Genomic DNA, 16560 nt, shown 5'->3' on the forward strand with positions numbered 1-16560 from the left:
CCCGTGGAGCACGTGCTCCTGGCCGGGCCGCGGCCCTGCCCGTGCTTCGCACCCGGCACTGACTCCCGCCCTGCACCTGGTGGGGTCACCGTGACACCAGCACCAGGGACACCCGGCCCGAGCCCTCCAGGGAGGCGAGTTCCGTGGCCGTCTCCCGAGGCGCGGCCAGCACCACGAGTCCGGCGTCGCCGTCCGTGCCGCCGCCGGACAGCACCGACGAGCCCTGCTCCGGTGGAGCTGCCGCGGCCCACAGGACGGTCACACCGCGGGCAGCGGTGCGTCCGGGGGACGAGCGGGCGTCGTCGGCGTGGTGCACCACGTCCACGGCGTCACCGGGACGCACGTGACGGAGTACCGCGGGATCGCTGACCCGCACGGTCGCGGCCGTGGTCCCGGACGGCTGCCCCGCGAGCACACCGGGCCCCAGCACGGTGGACGGCGTCACGGGCTGCCCGGCCGTCAGCGCCACCGTGGTGGTCTGCCCATCGGCCTCCGCGAGCGAGGTGTGGGCCCCTCCCGGCACGAGGTCCGCGGGGAACTCGGTCATGACCAGGTCACCGGCGGAGAGGTGCCGTCCCGCGGGAACATCCCGCGCGGCCGTCACCACGGGGGTGGTCTGCGCCCCGGGTGGTGCGAGGCGCAGGACCACGAGCGTGAGGGCCACGGCGCACAGGGCTGCGGCCACGAGGCGGTGGCGGCGTCGCACCGCGGTGCGCAGCCGGAGACCCAGTGGATAGCGGGGGAGGCGTGAGGACATGGCTCGGACGCTAACCGGGGTGGCACCCCATCGAGGGTGGTCGTCCGCTGTTGTGGGCGGTGCGGGCGCGGCCCGTGGCACCCGCACCGCGGTGCAGATCGGATGCCGCGGTGAATCCGGCGCGTGGGCTCAGCGCGCGCGGTGGGTCCGGTGCAAGGGCTCTGGTGGAGCGCGCCCGAAGCTGGCGGGGGAGCCCGGGTCAGCTGTCCTGTGAGGTGCTCGTGCCGGCCTTCCCAGCGCCGGTGCCCGAGGAGGAGGGCGTCCCGGAGCCGGAGGAGGAGTCCGCGGAGCCCGAGTCCTTGCCGGTCCCGGAGGACGGGGTCGACGAGGTGCCCGCGGACCCCGAACCGGAGTCGTCCGAGCCGGAGGAGCCTGCGCCGGACGCCGAGCGGGAGTCGGTGCGGTAGAAACCGGAGCCCTTGAAGACCACGCCCACCGAGTTGAACTTCTTGCGCAGCTGCCCACCGCACTCCGGACAGACGGTCAGGGCGTCATCGGAGAAGGACTGGCGGATGTCGAATGCGTGGCCGCAGTCTTTGCAGGCGTAGGCGTAAACGGGCACGGAAGTGTTCCTTCGGGCGTGGGAGGGGCCGGTGATCGGTCGAGCTCACATGCTACTCGGGCGGCAGCGTTTCGGATCCGCCGCAGGGCGTGGCGCCCCGTCCGGTCGTCGCAGGAGCCGGAGAGCGGTCGCCAGCAGGTTCTCGCAGTACCACGACCCCGTGCTCGGTCAGCACCGTGTCCAGGACCGCGTCGTGGGACTCGCGCGGCACGGACCCGGCGGGCATCACCTCGTCCGCGAAGCAGCACGCCATGATCCGGGGTCGGTGGCCCGCGGCCGAGAGCACGGGCAGGAAGCGGTCGTAGTACCCGCCGCCGAATCCCAGCCGTACCCCGTCCCGGCCCACCGCCACCACCGGCACCACGAGGAGCCCCACGGCGGTGAAGGCTTCGGTCCCGTGGCGCTGCCCGGTCGGCTCCAGCAGACCGGGCAGCGCACCGGGGGCGAGCGGCGTCCCCGGCTGCCACCGCACCCAGCTCAGACGGCGGCCCGGTTCCACCGCGGGCAACCACACCCGGTGGCCCCGCTCGTGCGCCTGAGCCAGCGCGGGCAGCAGGGGCGGTTCGCCGGGCAGGGGAAGGAACGCCGCGACGTCGGGCGCGTTCGTCTCCGCCAGCACACGCGCGAGGTGACGGGAGAATCCGGCCTCGGCGCCGCGCCGAGCTGCGCCGGCCCGACGACGACGCCGTTCCAGCACCTCGCCCCGCAGCCGCGCCTTGGCGTCCGCATCCGCCGGTCCGTTCGTCACGTGGGATCTCCTGACCGTGCTGTCCGCTCTTGGGAGTACATCGCCCTGTTCCCGCATCACACGGGCACGAGAACCCGGCGCGCGGGGCGTCGTCGTCTACCCTAGGTCCATGAGCTCACAGGAGACCACGCGCGTACACAAGGCCGTCATCCCCGCAGCGGGGCTGGGCACCCGCTTCCTCCCGGCCACCAAGGCGATGCCGAAGGAGATGCTGCCGGTCGTGGACCGCCCGGCCATCCAGTACGTGGTGCAGGAGGCCGTGAACGCCGGCCTGGACGACGTACTCATGATCACGGGACGTTCCAAGCGTGCCCTGGAGGACCACTTCGACCGCGTCCCCGCGCTCGAGGCGCAGCTGAAGGAGTCCGGCAAGGACGCCCTGCTCTCGGAGGTGGAGCATGCCTCGGACCTGGGCGAGATCCACTACCTGCGCCAGCAGGATCCCCAGGGTCTCGGGCACGCGGTGCTGCGCGCCAAGATCCACGTGGGCGAGGACCCCTTCGCGGTGCTGCTCGGTGACGACCTCATCGACGAGAAGGAGGACCTGCTCGCGCAGATGATCCGCGTGCAGGAGCGCACCGGGGGCTCCGTGGTGGCCCTCATGGAGGTGCCGCAGGAGAGCATCAGCGCCTACGGCTGCGCGGACGTCAGCGTGGTCGAGGGGGAGGACTTCGTCCAGGTCAACGGCCTGGTGGAGAAGCCCGCGCCGGAGGACGCCCCCTCCAACCTGGCCATCATCGGCCGCTACGTCCTGCACCCCGAGATCTTCGAGGTCCTGGAGAGCACCGCGCCGGGCCGGGGCGGGGAGATCCAGCTGACGGACGCCATGCAGACCATCGCGGACCGCGGCGAGGACGCCCACGGCATGTACGGCGTGGTCTTCAAGGGCCGCCGCTTCGACACCGGGGACAAGCTCTCCTACCTCAAGGCCAACATCGAACTCGCGTGCGAGCGCGAGGACCTGGGTCCCGGTCTGCGCTCCTGGATCAAGGACTACGCGCAGAACCTCGAGGCCTGAGGGCTTCCACCGGGTGGGCGCGGGAGCCGGGTGGCCGGTCACGGTGCAGTGGGCGCAGCTGATGCTGCGCCCACTGTCCTCGGCCGACCGGGGTGAGTGGGACCGGGTGCGGTACCGCAACCGGGAGTGGCTCGAGCCGTGGGAGGCCAGCAGCCCCGAGCCGGGGGCCGCCGCCCCCTCCTTCCGCAGGTTCGTCCGGAGCATGCGGGAGCAGGCGCGCGCGGGCCAGAGCCTGCCGTGGCTGATCACGGAGCTGGAACCGCGGAGCGGGCGGCAGGAGCTCGTGGGGCAGCTGACCGTCTCCAGCATCACCCTGGGATCCTTCCGCTCCGCCACCCTCGGGTACTGGGTGGACGGGGCCCAGGCAGGCCGCGGCATCGCCCCCCTGGCCGTTGCCATGGCCACCGACTACTGCTTCCAGCACCTGCGGCTGCACCGCATGGAGATCAACATCCGCCCGGAGAACGCCAAGTCCCTCCGCGTGGTGGAGAAGCTGGGGTTCCGGGACGAGGGTCTGCGGGAGCGCTTCCTGCACATCAACGGGAACTGGGCCGATCACCGTAGCTTCGCGCTGACTGCCGAGGAGGTTCCCGAGGGGCTGGTGCGGCGCTTCACGGGCGGGGAGGACGGCATCACCGTGCGCGCCGCGCCACGTTGACCACCGGCCGGTATCCGCCAGCCCCAGTGGAGTGGGAACCGTGCGGACACCCGCACACCGTGGCGCCTCCGCACCCCGGGGATCCTCGTGAGAACCGGAGGAAGGGCAGGTCACGCAATGGCGGTCCTCACGAGAACCATCGAATTACATTGATGTGAGCAACACGCTCATTCCAGCAGGGGAATCTTTCCGCCCTGCCCTACCCTGAGACGGTGGGATTTTCGTGGGTGAGTAGTTCGGTGGTGCTGGTCGCCATCATCGTGCTGTGCGCGATGTGGCTCGCACCGCACGTGGCCCGGCGGACCAGTGTCCCCGTGCTCGCTCAGGTGGAGGCGCCGGACCTGCAGCTGGACTCCGCCCTCCACACCGGGCCCCAGGACCGCCCCTCGCCCAGTAGAGTGGTCGCGAGAGACCGATCACACGTTCACGAACGGGAGACGACAGCCATGGACACCACGGCACATGCGCCGAGCTCCCTCACGGTTCAGCGGGGTTCCCTGGCGGGGCTGCGCATCAAGTGGGACCGCACGATCGTCTTCGCCGCCGGTGTCGCGCTGCTGCTCGCCGCCGTTCTGACCGCGCTCGCGGCTCCCTTCACCGCCGTCACCTGGGCCGTTCCCGTGGTCCTGCTGCTCCTGGGCGCCGGGTGCGTGGCGGGGCTGCGCTACCTCGCCGTGACCGAGCGCGAACAGCGCGCGGCCACCGGCTCCTCCGGGCACCGCTCCGCACCTGTCCAGCACACGATCTTCGACAACGAGGACGAGGTGCGCCAGGACCTGGCGGAGCAGGACCGTGAGGCCAGTGCCGCCCTGGACCTCCCCGCCCAGGACGAGGTCCCCGAGATCGAGGACGCACCGCGCCCCGCGGCCGAGCCCACCTACACCGTGGCTGAACTGCGCGCCATCGCGCTGCGGGTTGCCGGGTCGGAGGCCTCCGGATCGGGAGCCGCCACGTGGCAGCCCGTTCCGGTCCCGAAGCCCCTCTACACCCAGGCGCCCGTGGTGCACCGTGAGGCCCCCGAACCGCTGCGGGTGCCCGAGCGGCCCGTGGCCAAATCCGCCTCCCTCAAGGACGCCGTGCGCACCGGGGAGCAGGAGTCCACGGCGCTGAACCTCGACGACGTCCTGAAGCGGCGCCGCGCCTGACGCCTCGCACCACCCACCACTTTGACGACAGCTGCGCCGCGGACCTCACGAGGACCGCGGCGCGCTTCACACAGGGAGCACCATGGTCACGCATCAGGTCGAGATCGAGCGCAAGTACGACGTCTCGGGAACGAAGAAGCCCAAGCTCAAGCTGCACAAGCTCGAGCACTTCACGGTGGGTGACCCTGTGGAGCACGAGATGTCCGCCACCTACTACGACACCGCAGACCTGCTGCTGTCCCGCGCCAAGGTGGCCGTGCGGCGTCGTACCGGGGGCGGCGACGACGGCTGGCACGTCAAGTACGAGGCGGGCCGGGCCCGGGGTGAGCTGCACCACGAACCCCTCAAGACCGCGCCCACGAGGCTGCCGGCGGCGCTGCGGAAGGTCCTGCTGGGTCTCACGCTCGGTGAGGAGCTCAGCCCCGTGGCCACGGTGGACACCCACCGCACGCTGCACCCCGTGCTCTCGGAAGGTCAGCAGTACGCGGAGCTGTGCCTGGACGCCGTGACCGCGCGCGACGAGCGGGCGGGCGTCACGCGTGCGTGGACGGAGTGCGAGGTGGAGCTCACGCGCGACGACCTCACGGAGAAGCAGTCGCGTGCCGTGTTCGAGGCCGTGGAGAAGGTGCTGTTCGCCGCGGGTGCGGCGCCCTCCTCCTCGGTGGCCAAGATCGCCCGTGCCCTGGGGCAGGACGGCGGTGACACCGTGCGCGTGGTGTCTCCCGCGGACGCCCCGGGCAACGACGCCGCCGGGTCGGGGGCCGCAGACACCGCGTCGGACACCTCGGGCACCGGCGCGGCGGCGGACGCAGGGGACGGAAGAGGGACCCCCGAGGGCGCAGACCCGAAGGGCAGCACGTCCAAGGGCACGAAGAAGGACAAGGGCAAGAAGAAGCACAAGGGCGCTGCGGCGGCGGGCCCCGGTCAGGACCGCAACCCGTCCGCCCCGAAGACCCCGAAGAAGTCCACCGACCACGCCGGGCGCAGCGCCGCACAGGACCGCGAGTCCGAGGGCGAGCGGGACGGCAACGCCCCGGTTGCGGGGAAGGACCGGGGCCCGGCCCGGGAGAAGCCCGCGGAGCGCACCGGCGCCGACGTGCTGAGCCTGATGATCACCCGCCTCACGGACCAGCTGCAGCGCTGGGACTTCGCGGTGCGCATCGGAGCCGAGGACTCGGTGCACCAGATGCGCGTGCGCTCGCGGGCCCTGCGCAGCGTGCTCCAGGCATCCCGCGGTTTCCTCGCGGACGAGACCGTGGTGGACATGGAGCAACGACTCAAGGACCTCGCCCGGGTCCTGGGGGACGCCCGGGACCAGGAGGTCGCCCTGGAGCGGCTGGACGTGCTCCTGGAGGGGCAGCCCTCGGGGGTCCTCAGCGCGGCGGCGAAGGCCGACCTGAAAGAGGCCGCCCGCCACCTGGGAACGGACACCGGCCGGGCGGTGCGCCGGGAGCTGGACAGTGCACCGTACCTGCAGCTGCTGCGTGACCTCCGGGCCCTGGGCCGCGGAGAGGGGTTCACGGAGGAGACCGCACGGGTGAGTGCCAAGAAGTTCTCCAAGGCCGTCCTGGGAGCTGCGCTGAACCGGGTCCTGGTGACCGCCACCACCACCCTGCCGGCTGCGGGCGAGGACGTGGAGCTCAGCCAGATGGCGGCGGACGTGGGGGAGCGGATCAGTCTCCCGGGCAAGGATCCCCGCCAGACCGCTGCGGCGTTCGACGTGCTGCACGAGACCCGCAAGGCCGCGAAGTCCGCGCGCTACGTCTGCGAGGCGCTGACCGCGGCCCACGCCAGACCCGGCAAGAAGCGCACGCGGGCGGCCGTGGTGGCCAAGGACTACCAGGACGATCTCGGGGTCATCACGGATGCCGCGGTGATGGAGGAGTGGCTTGCCCGGGCCGCCCGGTCCTTCCAGCGCACCGGCAAGGACCGCTACGCGGTGGGCGTGCTGCACGGCATGGAGCTGACCGAGCTGCGCAACGGGATGCTCGAGTCCGCGGAGATCCTGGAGGACCTGGTGGAGGATCTGAAGGACGCCCTGCCCTCCAGGGACTGACCGGGCGGCGGCGAGCGTGACAAGGGGCTGGCCCCACGGGACGATCTCGTCCGGTGGGGCCAGTCCCTTTCGCCGTGTAGGGGTGCTCCTCGCATGCCGTGCGGGCTCCGCCTGCGAGGCACACCCTCCGGACCGTGGGTCAGGCGCGGTGACGCGGTGCCCGGTGGCGGCCGCGGCCGGAGCGGCGGGCCGTGGCCCCGGTGGCGGTTCCGCCCGCGGAAGCAGGGGTGTCCGAGGCCGTCCCGGCAGGTACGGGGGTGGCCGGGGCGGACGCCGTGACGGGGCCTGCCGCGCGCTCGGCCGACGCCGCGGCGTCGTCGTCGTGCGGAACGGTCGCGGCCGTGGGCGCGGTCTCGGACTCGTCCTCGGTCAGACGGGCGGGCGCGGGATCCACGGCTGGCATCTCACCGGTGGCCAGGTCCACGCGGGTGGCCAGCGGCTTCTCCTCCACGAACAGGAGCATCACGAACGCCAGGGCGGCGAGCGGAATCATGAACAGGAAGATGGGCAGCAGGGCGTCGTTGTAGGACTGGATGACCGGCTCACGGAACATGTCCGGGAGTCCGTGGACGGTCTGCGGCGTGAACGAGTTGGCATCCATCGCACCCCCTCCGCCGGCGGCCTTGCCGGGAACCTTGGGCAGGTTCTCCTCCAGCAGGTCCTTCAGGCGGGAGATGAACAGCGAGCCCACCACGGCGGAGCCCACGGTGGCGCCCACCTGGCGGAAGAAGTTGCTGGACGCCGTGGCGGTGCCCACGATCCGGTTGGGCACGGAGTTCTGCACGATGAGCACCAGGATCTGCATGCTCACACCGATGCCCGCGCCGAACACCGCGAGGAACGCGCACATCTTCCACGTGGGGTCCGCGACCTCGAGGGTGGAGAGCAGCCACAGGCCCACGCCCATGACGAGCATGCCGATCAGCGGGAAGAACTTGTAGCGGCCCGTGCGGGAGACGATCTGCCCGGACAGGATGGAGGTCAGCAGCAGCGAGGCCATCATGGGGGTCATGAGCAGGCCCGCCTGCGTGGCGTCCACGCCCTTGACCATCTGGATGTACGTGGGCATGTAGCCGATTGCTCCGAACATGGCCACGCCCACGGCCAGCCCGGAGAGGGTGGTCAGGGTGAAGTTGCGGTCCTTGAACAGGGACAGCGGGATCACGGGACTGCTCGCCTGGGTCTCCGCGAACACGAACGCCACGGCCCCGGCCAGGGTGGTGGCGCACAGCAGCAGGATCTGAGGGGAGGTCCAGTCGTACTGGGTGCCGCCCCACGTGCAGACCAGGATCAGGCACGTGGTGGCGCCGGCCAGCAGGACCATGCCCAGGTAGTCGATCTTCTCCCGCTCCTGGCGGGGGCGGCTGGGCAGGCGGAGGAACGCCGCCACGGCGATGATCGCCAGGATGCCCAGGGGAATGTTGAACGAGAACGCCCAGCGCCAGCCGGGGCCCTCCGTGATCCAGCCGCCCAGCAGCGGTCCGGCCACCGAGGACACGGCGAACACGGCGCCCATCACGCCCATGTACTTGCCGCGCTCACGGGCGGGCACCACGTCCGCGATGGACGTCTGCGCGAGGATCATCAGACCCCCGCCGCCCAGGCCCTGCACCACGCGGGCGGTGATGAGCCAGCTCATGGTCCCGGCGGACGCGCCCATCACGGAGCCAATGAGGAACAGCACGATGGCCGCGATCAGCACGGGCTTGCGCCCGAAGAGGTCGGAGATGCGCCCGTACACGGGCATCATCACGGTGGAGGCCAGGATGAAGCCGGTGATCACCCAGCTCATGTGGTCCACCCCGCCCAGGTCCCCCACGATGGTGGGCAGGGCGGTGGAGAGGATGGTCTGGCCCAGGGACGCGAGCAGCATGACGACCATGAGGCTCGCGAACAGCAGTCCGAGGTGCGGTGGTTTCTCGTCCGTCTCGGGGCTGGTTCCAGCCCGGGAAGCGGTGGCGGTCATGAGATCTCCTTGAATGCGGTGCGGAAGACGCCAATGGCGTGGTCGAGAGCGTGCTGGACGGCGGCGTCGTCCTGGGACGCGGCGGCCAGGTGGGAGTCCGTGCGGAACGCGAACTTGATGACGGACCCCGCGAGCAGGACGAAGGCGTGGGAGGTCTCCTCGGAGCGCGGGCTCGCGCCGAGCGCGGACTGCTCCGTGACGGTGGAGACCACCAGGCTCTCCGCCGTGGTGACGTGCAGCCCGATCCGGCGCTTGAGCTCCGGGTGCTGCTCCACGAGTTCCTGCCGGTGGGCCATGAACTCGGGCGGTCCGGTGGCGTCCCGCAGCACGTCCATGAACAGGCGCACTGTGCGGGCGAACTCGTCCCCGGTGCTGCGGTCCATGTAGCGGGCGTGGGCGGCCTCCGTGATGTGCGGCGGCGTGAGCCCCAGGACGGCGTCCTCCTTGCTCGCGTAGTAGTTGAAGAAGGTGCGTCGTGAGACCCCGGCGCGCTCGGCCACGGCGTCCACCGTGGTGTCGGAGTAGCTGCTCTCGCCGGCGAGGTCCAGGGCGGCCCGGTGGATCTCGGCAAGGGTGCGCGCGCGGTGGCGTTCGCGCAGGGAGGGCTGGGACGTGGTCACCGCCCCAGGTTATGCACTCGTGCAATCTTGCACAAGTGCATTCTTTGCCCGGTGAGTATGATTCCTGTCACGACAGTTTCTTCGGCAAGCTCTCCGAGGCCGGTCGGGTCGACGACGCCGCGGCGGCACCCGCTGCCGCCGCACTCACCGCTCCCGCGTCGGCCGCTCGCTCACCGACCGCTCCGGCGCCGACCGTTCCTGCGTCACCCGGCGCGCGCGGTGGCGTCCCCGGCACGGTCGCGGTGACCGCCCGATCCCGTTCTGCGCGTCCGCGGCCGCGGCTACAGTGAGGGCGTGACGACACCCCTCCTGGCCTGTGTGGGCCCAGCGCAGCACGGCGTGCGCCTGCACGCGCAGCACCTGGCGTCCAGCACGCCGCAGGCCCCGTCCCTCACCGGCACGGTGGACGAGCTCATGCCCCGTCTGGTGGCCGGGACGTCCCCCGTGCACCTGCACTTCACGGACCGGATCTTCGGGGCCTCCCCGGCGCTCGCCGCGCGTGCGGTCGCGGAGATCGCGGCCGTTCGGCCGGTGTCGGCGACCCTCCACGACATTCCCCAGCCGTCCGACGGCCACGCGTTCGGGGCCCGCCGGGCCGCCTACGCCGAGGTGGTTCAGGCCGCCCGCACCGTGATCGTGTGCAGCGCGTCCGAGCGGGAGCAGCTGCGCCGCCACGTCCCCTGCTCCACGGACGTGTCCGTGGTGGTGGATCCCCTGCCCGTGGACCCGCCCGAGCCGGAGCAGTGGCGGGAGGCGCGCCGTCGTGCCGCCGGGGGAGGGGAGCCCACCGTGGGGGTGCTCGGGTTCCTGTACCCCGGCAAGGGCCACGACCGGGTGGTCCAGGCACTGACGGACGTTCCCGGCCCTGTGGAGGTGCTGGCGCTGGGCCGCGCCTCGGACGGCCACGAGGACCTCGTCCCCGCACTGGACGCCCAGGCCCGGCACCACGGCCACTTCTTCCGGGCCAGGGGATTCCTGGACGACGCCGCCCTCACCCGTGCCGCCCAGCAGGTCACCGTGCCGGTGGTCGCGCCGTCGCACGTGTCCGCGTCCGGGTCCGTGGGGCGGTGGATCGCCAGCGGTCGCCGCCCCCTGGTCACGCCGCACCCGTTCTTCGAGGAGCTCGCGGAGCGTGCGCCGTGGGCCCTCACCCTGATCAGTGACCTCGACGCCTCCCTCGCCCGCGCCCTCGAGGACCCCCTGAGCACGTGGATCCACCCGGACGAGTGGCGCGCCGCGGACCTGCCCTCGACCGCCCGGGCCGCGGCGGTCCAGTGGGTGCGCGTGGCGGGCGAGCGCCCCTCGGAGAACGGTGCGGGCAGTCCCACGCACCCGACCTCGGGTCCCGGGTCGGGTGTCGGCGGTGCCCGATTCGCCGGGGAACCCCGGTCCACCGGGGATACCGGTCTCGGGGCATCCGAGCCCCGCGGTTCCCGCGCTGCTGCCGCAGGGGAGGGGACCGCATGAACGAGCCGCGGGTGAGCGTGGTCATCCCCTACTTCGAGAACCAGGCGGGTCTGGACCGTGCCCTGGCGGCACTGGCACGGCAGGATTTTTCGGTGCGGCAGCTGGAGGTGGTGGTTGGGGACGACGGCTCGGCGGTCCCCCCGGTGCTCCCCGCCACGCCCTTCCCGTGCCGCGTGGTGCGGCAGCAGAACCTGGGGTTCCGGGCCGGTGCCGCCCGGAACCTCGGTGCGCGGGCGGCGTCGGGCGAGGTGCTCGTGTTCCTGGACGGGGACATGATTCCCGAGCCCGGATTCGTGGGTGCACTGCTCGCGGGCCTCGAGTCCGCCGACGACGGCCACGGCGTGCTGGCCGTGGGCGCACGTCACCACGCGGACCTCACGGGGTGCGGCGTGACCGGCGTCCTGCGCTGGGTCGCGGGGGAGCCCGTGCCGGGGGTGCGGCGGCTGCAGGACCCCGCGTGGCTCACGGACGGCTACCGGCGCACCGAGAACCTGCGCGCGGCGGGGACCGAGGACTTCCGGCTGGTCATCAGTGCGCTGCTCGCGGTGGACCGCGCCCTGTTCGAGCGCTGCGGCGGATTCGACGAGACTCTCGTGGGCTACGGCGGAGAGGACTGGGACCTCGCGTATCGCTGCCGCCAGCTGGGCGCGCAGTTCATCCACGTGCCGGGCGCCGGGGCGTGGCACGACGGGCCGGACCTCGCGGGCCGGGCGTCGACCCGCGCCGTCAAGGACGCCGAGACCCTGGCGCTCGCGCGGCGCATTCCGCTGCCGAGCACCCGCGGGGCGGGCGTGGTGCACGAGCAGCCGTGGGCCGTGGTGCGCGTGGCCGGCCACAGGGACGACGCCGAGGCCTACCTCACCGCGTCCCACGTGCTGCGGGACACCGACGCCGGTGTGTGGTTCACCGACCGGGACGAGGTGCCCGAGGCGCTCGCCGCCGATCCGCGGGTCCGCACGGGAGAACCCCCGGCCCGCATCCTGGACCGCGCGGTCGTCGCGGTGGACGTCCTGGCGCCCCTCGTGCTGGACGTTGCGCTGCGGCAGTGGTGCGCCCGCGGCGAGAGCCACGTGCCGGGACTGCTCACGGTGCGCTCGGTCCGGGCCGTGCACCGCGGCGAGTCGCGCCCCGAGACCGTGGCGCCGGCAGACAGTGCCGCCCACGCGGCGGACACCGACCGACGACTCGAGGACAGGGTGGAACACCATGGCTGAGCTGGGATTCGATCCGCGGGACCCGGGCCGCCGGGCCCACTACGGCGACTTCTACGGACTCACGGAGCTGCCGGACCGGCCGCTGTTCGCCGTGTACGGCAACTGCCAGGCGGAGTCCCTGCGGGTGCTGCTCCACGGCGCCCTGGCGGGGGACTGGCACGGTGTGCGCATGCCCCCGGTGCACGAGCTGCTGGAGCAGGACCTGCCGCACCTGCTGGACCTGCTGCCGCGGCTGAGCCTGTTCGTGACCCAGCCCGTGGCCGCGGGGTACCGCTCCTTGCCCCTGGGCAACGACGACGTCCTGCCGCACCTCGCCGCCGACGCCCGGGTGGTGCGGATCCCGGCCATGCGGTGGACGGCGCTGATGCCCACCCTGGCGATCGTGCGCGCACCGGGTGTGGGCGACCCGCCCGTGGCGCCGTACCACGACCTCCGGGTGCTCGCGGCGGCCGCCCGTGGTGAGCGCCGTGTGGAGCTGGCCCGGCCCGGACCGGACGCGGTGCGCGCCGCCCGGGAGGAGTCCCTGCGGCAGCTGCGGCTGCGCCAGCAGGCCCACCGCACGCTGGACGTCGCCTCCCTGCTGGACGCGGCCGGGCCCAACGCGGTGCACGTGATCAACCACCCGACCAACGGGGTGCTGCGGGCCGTGGCCGCCGCCGTCCTGGACGACGTGGGTCTCTCGGCACCCGTGCCGGACCCCGGGCGGGTGCTGCTCGGCGGCATCAGGGCGCCCATCTACACGAGCACCCTCACGGCACTGGGGTTCGACCCCGCGGACCTGGAGGGAGGCCCGCACGACGACTGGATCATCCAGGGCGAGCACGTCCCCGAGGAGGACGTGGCCGCCGAGCACCTGCGCTGGTACGCGCAGCACCCCTCGGTGGTGACGGCCGGTCTGGCCCGCCACGCTCAGCTGATCGAGGCCCTGGGGCTGAGGGCATGAGCGCGGACGGTTCCCAGAACAAGCACTCGACGGAGGAGGCTGCGGTGGCGGCGAAGCACGGGACGGAGTCCGGGGACACGACGGAGACGGGTGACGTCGCGGAGGCGACCCCTGGGGCGGAGGGGGCGGCAGCGGCGTCGTCGTCCGGACCGGAGCGCACCCCGGACGGGCACCACATCGTGGTCAAGGGGCGGAAGTGGCGTGCCACGGACCCCGGGATCCCCGAGAACTTCCGCCAGGAGCTCGTGGACGAGCTGATGAGTGCGCGGCGCGCGGTGAGGTCGAAGCGCGAGCACGCCCGCGATCGGGTGCAGGACGCGAAGGTTGCCCTGGGCGAGCGCGGGGAGCCGTGGTGGGAGACCCCGTCGGAGGAGGGGCTGCGGGCCCGGGAGGCGGCCACCGTCAGGGCGCTGCTGCGGCACCGGGCGGGCACGACCATCTGCCCGTCGGACGTGGCCCGCACGCTGGGTGGGGAGAACTGGCGCGAACTCATGCCCCAGATTCGAGAGGTCGCGGGCGACATGGCCGGTGTGGGTGAGATCACGGTCCAGCAGAAAGGTGAGACAGTGGACGTTCGTACAGCCCGCGGTCCCATCCGGCTCGCACCCGGACCGGAGCTCGCGGGAATGCCCGCGGACGGTGAGTGAGCCCGTCCGCCCAGACCGAGGAGTCCGCACGTGACCTTCCTGGAGGACGCCCAGCTTCTGCACCCCGAGCTGGTGGCCCTGCGCCGCACCCTGCACACCAACCCCGAGGTGGGCACCCATGTGCCGTGGACCCAGCAGCAGGTGCTGCGCGCACTGGAGGGGCTCGACCTGGAGGTCAGCACGGGTGAGGCCCTCACCTCCGTGACCGCGGTGCTGCGCGGCGCGAAGCCCGGCCCCACCGTGCTGCTGCGCGGTGACATGGACGGGCTGCCGGTCGTGGAGCAGACCGGGTTGGAGTACGCCTCCACGAACGGGGCCATGCACGCGTGCGGGCACGACCTGCACACCGCCGCGCTCGTGGGCGCGGCACGGCTGCTGAGCGCGCGCCGGGACGAGCTCGCCGGGAACATCACGTTCATGTTCCAGCCGGGGGAGGAGGGCCCCGGTGGGGCGGAGCCCATGATCCAGGAGGGTGTGCTCGACGTGACCGGCGAGCGCCCTGTGGCTGCCTTCGGTCTGCACGTGAACCCCGGGCCGTGCGGCACGTTCAGCTACCGCCCCGGCACCGCGATGGCCGGGGCGAACAACCTCTCGGTGACCTTCCACGGCCGCGGTGGGCACGGCTCCCAGCCGCACACCGCGTTGGACCCGGTGCCCGCGCTGTGCGAGTTCGGCACCGCCCTGCAGACCATGGTGACCCGCCGGTTCAGCGTGTTCGACCCCGTGGTGGCCACCATGACACGGCTCTCCGCCGGAGCGGTGAACAACGTGATCCCGGACAGCGCCACCATGTCCGGGGACGTGCGCACGCTGTCCCGGGAGACCACGGACCGGTTCCCCCGCCTGGTGCAGGAGCTCGCAGACGGGATCGCCGCCTCCCACGGCCTGCGCGCGGAGGTCGACTGGTCCGAGCTGTACCCTCCCACGGTCAACGACGCCGCCGAGACCGCCTTCGTGAGCGACACCCTCACCCGGATGTTCGGCGCGGACCGGGTTTCCCCCAACAAGGATCCCCGCATGGGGTCCGAGGACTTCTCCTTCGTGCTGCAGGAGGTGCCCGGGTGCTACTTCTTCCTGCACTGCACCCCGCCGGAGGTGGACCCCGCCGCGGCCGGGTGGAACCACTCGCCCACGGTGCTCTTCGACGACTCCGTCCTGGGTGCGCAGGCCGCCGCCCTGGCGTCCGTGGCGTGGGAGCGGCTGGCGCGGGGGTGAGCTGAGGTGCCAGGTCCGGGGCGCGTGAACCGGTCAGGCGTGCAGCACGTCCTGCGACTCCGCGTCCCGGATCTGCACCGTCTCGATCTGGAACGTGGAGTGGTGGACCGACACGTCGAAGTGCTCGGCCACGCACGTCTTCACGTCCTGCAGCAGCTCGGCGGCGTGGCCGTCCCGGAAGCACTCGTCCTCGACCACCACGTGCGCGCTGATGGTGGGCAGGCCCGTGGCCACGGTCGAGGCGTGGATGTCGTGGACGTCCACCACGTGGTGCAGGCCCATGATGTGCTCACGGAAGAGGTCCAGATCCACGCCCTGCGGCGTGAACTCCATGAGAACGGCCGCGGTCTCCCGCATGATGGCCACGGCGCGCGGCAGGATGAGCGCGGCGATGAACAGGGCCGCCACGGTGTCCGCGCGCTGGAAGCCGGTGGTGGCGATGACCACGGCCGCCACGATCACGCCCAGCGAGCCCAGGGCGTCGTTGGCGACCTCCAGGAAGGCCGCCCGCATGTTGAGGTTGGCGCCTCTTCCCGAGGCCAGAACCAGGATGGCGACCACGTTGCACGCCAAACCCACGGCGCCGAACACGAGCAGCTCGGTGGGTGGAACGGCGCGCGGTTCGAGAAGTCGACGGATGCCCTCCACCACGGCGAAGACCCCCACGCCCAGCAGCAGAGTGGCCTGGGCGAGCGCCGCGATCACCTCGCCGCGGCGGAAGCCCCATGTCCGCCGGGAGTTCGCCGGGCGGCGCACGAGGTGTGCCGCGACCAGTGCGACGAGCAGGCCAAGGGCGTCCGTGAACGCGTGCACGGTGTCGGTGAGCAGGGCCAGGCTCCCAGTCACCACCGAGCCCACGGCCTGCGCGACCACCATGCCCGCCGTGAGACCGAACGCGATCCAGAGCCGCCCGCGGTGGTCCCCGGCGGCTGCGCCGTGGTCGTGGCCGTGGGAGTGTCCGGCGCCCATCAGAGGGAGTCCCGACGCGGCGTCGTCGCCCCCGGGGCCTCCGCGCAGACCGGGTCCGCGCTGTGGAGCCCGGACGCGGGTGCTGCCGCGGGGAGCCCGTCCCGAGACTGGTGCACCGGGGCGGGACCCCCAGGGAGAGGCGGGTGGTGCAGGTGGGTGCAGAGGGCGGCGTCGGTGCCCGTGGCGTGCAGCAGGTGCTCCGCGGCCGAGATCACCGCAGCGAGTTCGTGGGGGTGGGCCAGCGAGTACCACGTGGCGCGGCCCTCGGGGCGGGTCTCGACGAGTCCGCACTCGCCCAGGAAGGCCAGGTGCTTGCTCACGGTGGACTGGGCGAGACCCATGTGCCCCACGAGATCCCGGACCCGGTGCTCGCCGGAGGCCAGGTGCTGCAGGACCGCCAGCCGCGTGGGCTCGCTCAGTGCCTGGAAGAGGTGTGCGTACGCGGTGGTGGCACGCGCATCGAGGGAGGGAAGGTCCTCAGGAATGATCGCCATAGGGCGATGATACAGCGTCACGCGGTGGTACGACCGCACAGGTGACATCTGCGCCGCAGGGAATTCACGTCCCAGCTGCCC

16 protein-coding genes are annotated in these 16560 nt (G+C 72.4%); 9 read left to right on the top strand and 7 right to left on the bottom strand.

Annotation, left to right across the window (positions count from 1 at the left end):
- Positions 1-85: 85 nt before the first annotated feature.
- From cpaB to EAE32_RS04560, 3 genes are all read right to left on the bottom strand, one after another.
- On the bottom strand, positions 86-757 hold the full coding sequence (gene cpaB, locus EAE32_RS04550; protein WP_121864297.1) for a Flp pilus assembly protein CpaB: 672 nt from the start codon (positions 755-757) through the stop codon (positions 86-88).
- A gap of 199 nt (positions 758-956) precedes the next feature.
- Positions 957-1319: an FmdB family zinc ribbon protein gene (locus EAE32_RS04555; protein WP_121844870.1), complete on the bottom strand. Its 363-nt coding sequence runs from the start codon at positions 1317-1319 to the stop codon at positions 957-959.
- A gap of 52 nt (positions 1320-1371) precedes the next feature.
- Positions 1372-2067 carry a 5-formyltetrahydrofolate cyclo-ligase gene (locus EAE32_RS04560; protein ID WP_240624960.1) on the bottom strand — a complete coding sequence of 232 codons (696 nt, stop codon included), beginning with the start codon at positions 2065-2067 and terminating at the stop codon, positions 1372-1374.
- Between the two features lie 109 nt (positions 2068-2176).
- On the opposite strand from EAE32_RS04560, the gene galU reads away from it, so the two are divergent.
- The 4 genes from galU (at position 2177) to EAE32_RS04580 (ending at position 6944) form a co-directional block, all read left to right on the top strand.
- The gene (gene galU, locus EAE32_RS04565) at positions 2177-3085 is read left to right on the top strand and encodes a UTP--glucose-1-phosphate uridylyltransferase GalU (RefSeq protein WP_121844869.1); all 909 of its coding nucleotides are present in this window, start codon (positions 2177-2179) and stop codon (positions 3083-3085) included.
- Positions 3086-3146: 61 nt separating this feature from the next.
- Entirely contained in the window at positions 3147-3743 is a 597-nt protein-coding gene (locus EAE32_RS04570) for a GNAT family N-acetyltransferase (protein ID WP_206059826.1), read from the top strand.
- A gap of 227 nt (positions 3744-3970) precedes the next feature.
- On the top strand, positions 3971-4888 hold the full coding sequence (locus EAE32_RS04575) for a hypothetical protein (protein ID WP_243635571.1): 918 nt from the start codon (positions 3971-3973) through the stop codon (positions 4886-4888).
- Between the two features lie 82 nt (positions 4889-4970).
- A complete protein-coding gene (locus EAE32_RS04580) occupies positions 4971-6944 on the top strand; it encodes a CYTH and CHAD domain-containing protein (RefSeq protein WP_121864298.1) in 1974 nt (657 codons plus the stop codon).
- A 139-nt stretch (positions 6945-7083) separates the two neighbouring features.
- On the opposite strand, the gene EAE32_RS04585 is transcribed toward EAE32_RS04580, so the two are convergent.
- Complete coding sequence (locus tag EAE32_RS04585; RefSeq protein ID WP_121864299.1) at positions 7084-8910, bottom strand: MDR family MFS transporter; 1827 nt, start codon at positions 8908-8910, stop codon at positions 7084-7086.
- Positions 8907-9530 carry a TetR/AcrR family transcriptional regulator gene (locus EAE32_RS04590; protein ID WP_121864300.1) on the bottom strand — a complete coding sequence of 208 codons (624 nt, stop codon included), beginning with the start codon at positions 9528-9530 and terminating at the stop codon, positions 8907-8909. Before EAE32_RS04590 ends, EAE32_RS04585 begins: the two co-directional genes overlap by 4 nt.
- A 294-nt stretch (positions 9531-9824) precedes the next feature.
- Between EAE32_RS04590 and EAE32_RS04595 the strand changes: the two genes are divergently transcribed.
- From EAE32_RS04595 to EAE32_RS04615, 5 genes are read left to right on the top strand one after another with little or no spacing between them, the layout of a single operon-like run.
- A complete protein-coding gene (locus EAE32_RS04595) occupies positions 9825-10997 on the top strand; it encodes a glycosyltransferase family protein (protein WP_207803853.1) in 1173 nt (390 codons plus the stop codon).
- Entirely contained in the window at positions 10994-12211 is a 1218-nt protein-coding gene (locus tag EAE32_RS04600) for a glycosyltransferase (RefSeq protein WP_121864301.1), read from the top strand. Before EAE32_RS04595 ends, EAE32_RS04600 begins: the two co-directional genes overlap by 4 nt.
- Positions 12204-13154 (top strand): WcbI family polysaccharide biosynthesis putative acetyltransferase, encoded by a 951-nt coding sequence (locus EAE32_RS04605; RefSeq protein ID WP_121864302.1) that lies wholly within the window; start codon positions 12204-12206, stop codon positions 13152-13154. Before EAE32_RS04600 ends, EAE32_RS04605 begins: the two co-directional genes overlap by 8 nt.
- On the top strand, positions 13151-13801 hold the full coding sequence (locus tag EAE32_RS04610) for a DUF3253 domain-containing protein (protein WP_121864303.1): 651 nt from the start codon (positions 13151-13153) through the stop codon (positions 13799-13801). Before EAE32_RS04605 ends, EAE32_RS04610 begins: the two co-directional genes overlap by 4 nt.
- Before the next feature lie 30 nt (positions 13802-13831).
- Positions 13832-15016 (top strand): M20 metallopeptidase family protein, encoded by a 1185-nt coding sequence (locus EAE32_RS04615; RefSeq protein WP_121864304.1) that lies wholly within the window; start codon positions 13832-13834, stop codon positions 15014-15016.
- A 33-nt stretch (positions 15017-15049) separates the two neighbouring features.
- Here the strand turns inward: EAE32_RS04615 and EAE32_RS04620 are convergent, their stop codons facing one another.
- Complete coding sequence (locus EAE32_RS04620; RefSeq protein WP_121864305.1) at positions 15050-15985, bottom strand: cation diffusion facilitator family transporter; 936 nt, start codon at positions 15983-15985, stop codon at positions 15050-15052.
- On the bottom strand, positions 15985-16479 hold the full coding sequence (locus tag EAE32_RS04625; protein WP_121864306.1) for an ArsR/SmtB family transcription factor: 495 nt from the start codon (positions 16477-16479) through the stop codon (positions 15985-15987). Before EAE32_RS04625 ends, EAE32_RS04620 begins: the two co-directional genes overlap by 1 nt.
- Positions 16480-16560: the final 81 nt, after the last annotated feature.

This window comes from Kocuria tytonicola, from assembly GCF_003687175.1.
In the GTDB taxonomy this organism is placed as follows: domain Bacteria; phylum Actinomycetota; class Actinomycetes; order Actinomycetales; family Micrococcaceae; genus Kocuria; species Kocuria tytonicola.